This window comes from Mesorhizobium sp. M7A.F.Ca.AU.001.01.1.1, from assembly GCF_004022735.1.
GTDB lineage: Bacteria > Pseudomonadota > Alphaproteobacteria > Rhizobiales > Rhizobiaceae > Mesorhizobium > Mesorhizobium ciceri.
The window spans coordinates 1-3534 of record NZ_RZPF01000685.1 but is presented as its reverse complement, the minus strand read 5'-3'; the positions used below and the strand labels follow the sequence as shown (position 1 = coordinate 3534).

General features: G+C 61.5%; 3 protein-coding genes and 1 pseudogene. All 4 read right to left on the bottom strand.

Annotated features, from left to right (window positions below):
* Nucleotides 1–229 (bottom strand): annotated as a pseudogene (locus EN884_RS29795) (type II secretion system F family protein); the annotation flags it as partial.
* Nucleotides 230–238: 9 nt separating this feature from the next.
* Nucleotides 239–1252, bottom strand: coding sequence for a type II secretion system F family protein (locus EN884_RS29790; RefSeq protein WP_128360908.1), 1014 nt, complete (start codon nt 1250–1252; stop codon nt 239–241).
* A 29-nt stretch (nt 1253–1281) separates the two neighbouring features.
* Nucleotides 1282–2781, bottom strand: a complete 1500-nt coding sequence (locus EN884_RS29785; protein WP_013533680.1) for a CpaF family protein — start codon at nt 2779–2781, stop codon at nt 1282–1284.
* A gap of 29 nt (nt 2782–2810) precedes the next feature.
* Nucleotides 2811–3534: CpaE family protein (locus tag EN884_RS29780; RefSeq protein WP_206617670.1), on the bottom strand; the 724-nt coding region annotated here is incomplete at its 5' end.

The window sequence follows — 3534 nt, the reverse complement described above, 5'->3', positions numbered from 1 at the left end:
GTTCCTCACGCAAGCCCTTGCGACGGCGGTCGGCCTCGACCGCAAGCCGGGCGCGCTGTTGCGCACGCAGTTCGTCGCGCTCCAGCGCAACGGATTTCATGCGTGACTTGAGCTGGTTTCCGCCAAACGCCGGCAGCAAGGTGAAGACGGTCGCAAACACCGCTATCGCGACCAGCATCGCGATCAGGAAGCTCGGATCCGTCAGGGTCTTGATGACTTGCTCGGTCATGCCAGCATCCTAGACTTCGAAGTTCATCATCTTGCGCATCACCAGGATGCCGATCGACATCCAGACCGCAGAGCAACCAAGGATCAGGTTTCCGACGCTGGTGTTGAAGAGCGGCATCAGGTAGGCCGTGCTCGACAGGTAGACGAGAAAGGCGACGATGAAGGGCAGCGCACCGATGATCGCGGCGGATGCCTTCGCTTCCATCGACAGCGCCGCGACCTTGGCTTTCATCTTCTTGCGATCGCGAAGCACGCGCGAAAGATTGCCCAGCGCCTCGGAGAGATTCCCGCCGGCTTGCGATTGAATCTGGATAACGATGCCGAAGAAGCTTGCCTCGGTGCAAGGCATGGTTTCGGGCATGCGCAAGGTCGCGTCGGGGATAGAGAGGCCCATCTGCTGTGAATCGACGATGCGGCGAAACTCGGTCTTCACGGGTTCGGGCGATTCGTTGGCGATCAGGCGCACGGCATCGTTCAGCGGCAGGCCGGATTTGACCGCGCGCACGATGATGTCGAGCGCGTTTGGAAATTCGTTGAGGAATGCCTTGACCCGGCGGGCGCGGCGAAACGTGACGAACCAGCGCGGCAGGCCCAGCCCCCCGGCCAGCAGCACGCCCGGCAAGGCGATCAGCGGGGCTCCGGCCACGAAAGCGGCCATCGTCAAAACGATGCCGCATATTGCGGAATATATATAGAAACGCTCGATGGTGGTCTTGAGGCCGGCCTGACGAAGCTGGGCTTTCAGCGGCGGCTTCTTGACGCGGCTGTCCTTGGTTTTCTGCTTGGCGTCGAGTTCGTTGAGAGAATCCTGAACCGATTTGCGCCGCTTGGCGGCTTCCGCCACGCGGTCGCGCGAGGCCTTGACGACGGAGCGATCCGTCTCGGCGGTCCTGATTGTTTCGAGCCGCTTGCCGACCTGTTTCTCGTTGCTGATCCGGGTGAACAGAAATGCATAAGCGACGGCGCCGGCGCTGAAGCCGGCGAGCACGACAAACGCCAGTACTGTGCCGTCAATTCCAAACATTGGCCCGAACCCTTACACCCCAGCAGACGTCAGTCAGCGCGTTTCTCCATCGCCTCGAGCGCAATGGCGAGACGCTGCTCCTCGCCGTAATAGCGTGCACGCTCCCAGAAATGCGGACGGCCGATGCCGGTCGATACGTGCTCACCCAACAGCCGGCCGTTGGCGTCCTCACCCTTGATGTTGTAGAGGACGATATCCTGCGTGATGATAACGTCGCCTTCCATCCCGATCACCTCGGTGATGTGGGTGATGCGGCGCGATCCGTCGCGCAGGCGCGCTGCCTGGATGATCACGTCGATGGAGCCGACGACGATTTCGCGCACTGTCTTCTGCGGCAGCGAATAACCACCCATGGCAATCATGGATTCAATGCGGTTCAGGCATTCGCGCGGGCTGTTCGAGTGGATCGTTCCCATCGAGCCGTCATGGCCGGTGTTCATCGCCTGCAGAAGATCGAACACTTCGGGTCCGCGCACTTCGCCGACGATGATGCGCTCGGGCCGCATGCGCAGGCAGTTCTTGACCAGGTCGCGCATCGTCACCTCACCCTCACCCTCCAGATTGGGCGGGCGGGTTTCGAGGCGCACCACATGCGGCTGCTGCAATTGCAGCTCGGCCGAGTCTTCGCAGGTGATGACGCGCTCCTCGCGGTCGATATAGTTGGTCAGGCAATTGAGCAGCGTGGTCTTGCCCGAACCGGTACCGCCCGAGATCACGATGTTGCAGCGAACACGGCTGATGATCTTGAGAACTTCGGCGCCCTGCGGCGAGATGGCGCCGAACTTGACCAGTTGGTCGAGCGTCAGCTTGTCCTTCTTGAATTTGCGGATGGTGAGCGTGGCGCCGTCGATGGAGAGCGGCGGCGCGATGACGTTGACGCGCGAGCCATCGGGGAGGCGCGCGTCGCAGATCGGGCTGGATTCGTCGACGCGGCGGCCAACCTGGCTGACGATGCGCTGGCAGATGTTGAGGAGCTGCTGGTTGTCCCGAAAGCGGATGCCGGTCTGTTCGACCTTGCCGTTGACCTCGATGTAGACGTTCCTGGAGCCGTTGACCATGATGTCGGCGATGTCGTCGCGGGCGAGCAGCGGCTCGAGCGGCCCATAGCCGAGCACGTCGTTGCAGATGTCCTCGAGCAGCTCTTCCTGCTCGGCGATCGTCATTGCGAAGTTCTTGATCGCGATGATGTCGTTGACGATATCGCGGATTTCCTCGCGCGCACTTTCAGGATCAAGCTTGGAAAGCTGCGACAGATCTATGGTGTCGATGAGTGCGGAGAAGACCTGGCTCTTGGTATCGTAATAGGTTTCGCTTTTTTCGCGCTGTGCCCGCTTCGGCTCAGGCGCCAATGGCGGTGCCTCGACCGCACGGCGCGCCGGCGGCGCGACAGGCGCGCTTGGCGCCGCGGGCCGTGTCAGAACCGCCGTGTCCACGGAACCTGCAGCCGGTGGCGCAACAGGCGCCGGTGCTGGCTGGCGAAATTCCGGCGTGAACCGGTTGCCGTCGTCGCTGCCTCTTTTACCAAACATGATCGACTACCGATTCCACTGCTGAAGCGTCACTTCTTGTTGCGCGAGAGCTTGCCGAGCAGGCTGCCGAGCCCGGCCTTCTTCCTGATCTTGATTTCGCTGCGCCCGGTCAGCACATGCGCCATTTCGTTGATCATTGCGACGATCGGGTTCTTGGCATCCATTTCGCCAAGCATGCGTCCGTTGTTGGCGGCATTGCCGAACAGCAAGGGATCAAAAGCAATGACCGACATTGGCGACAGACCGAGCGGCTCGGCGAAATCGGCCGGCGAAATCTCCGGGCGTTTCGGGACGCCGGCCTGGTTGATGATCAGCTTGGGCGGCGGATCATTGGGACGAAGCCGCTTGAGCATATCGATGAGGTTCTTGGTGTTGCGCAGATTGGCAAGTTCCGGTGTCGCGGTGATGACGATCTCGTCGGCCTTGACCAAGGTGTTCTTGGTCCAGCCCGTCCAGGCATGGGGGACGTCGAGCACCAGAAGCGGCACGCTGCGCTGGGCGGTGTCGATGAGCTGAACGAAGGCCTCTGGATCGAAATCATAGACCCGTTCGAGCGTCGAAGGCGCCGCCAGCAGCGACAGATGCTCGGCGCACTGGGTCAGCAGCCGGTCGAGATAGACTTCATCGATGCGTTCCGGTGAAAACACCGCCTCGGCGATGCCTTGCGCCGGATCCTGGTCGAAATTGATGTTGGCGGTGCCGAAAGCCAGATCGAGATCGGCGACGACCACTTCGGATTTGAACAGGGAGGAC

Bases quoted from the DNA above. Each gene is read 5' to 3' on its own strand.
- EN884_RS29790 (WP_128360908.1), bottom strand. From the start codon at position 1,252: ATGTTTGGAATTGACGGCACAGTACTGGCGTTTGTCGTGCTCGCCGGC.
- EN884_RS29785 (WP_013533680.1), bottom strand. From the start codon at position 2,781: ATGTTTGGTAAAAGAGGCAGCGACGACGGCAACCGGTTCACGCCGGAA.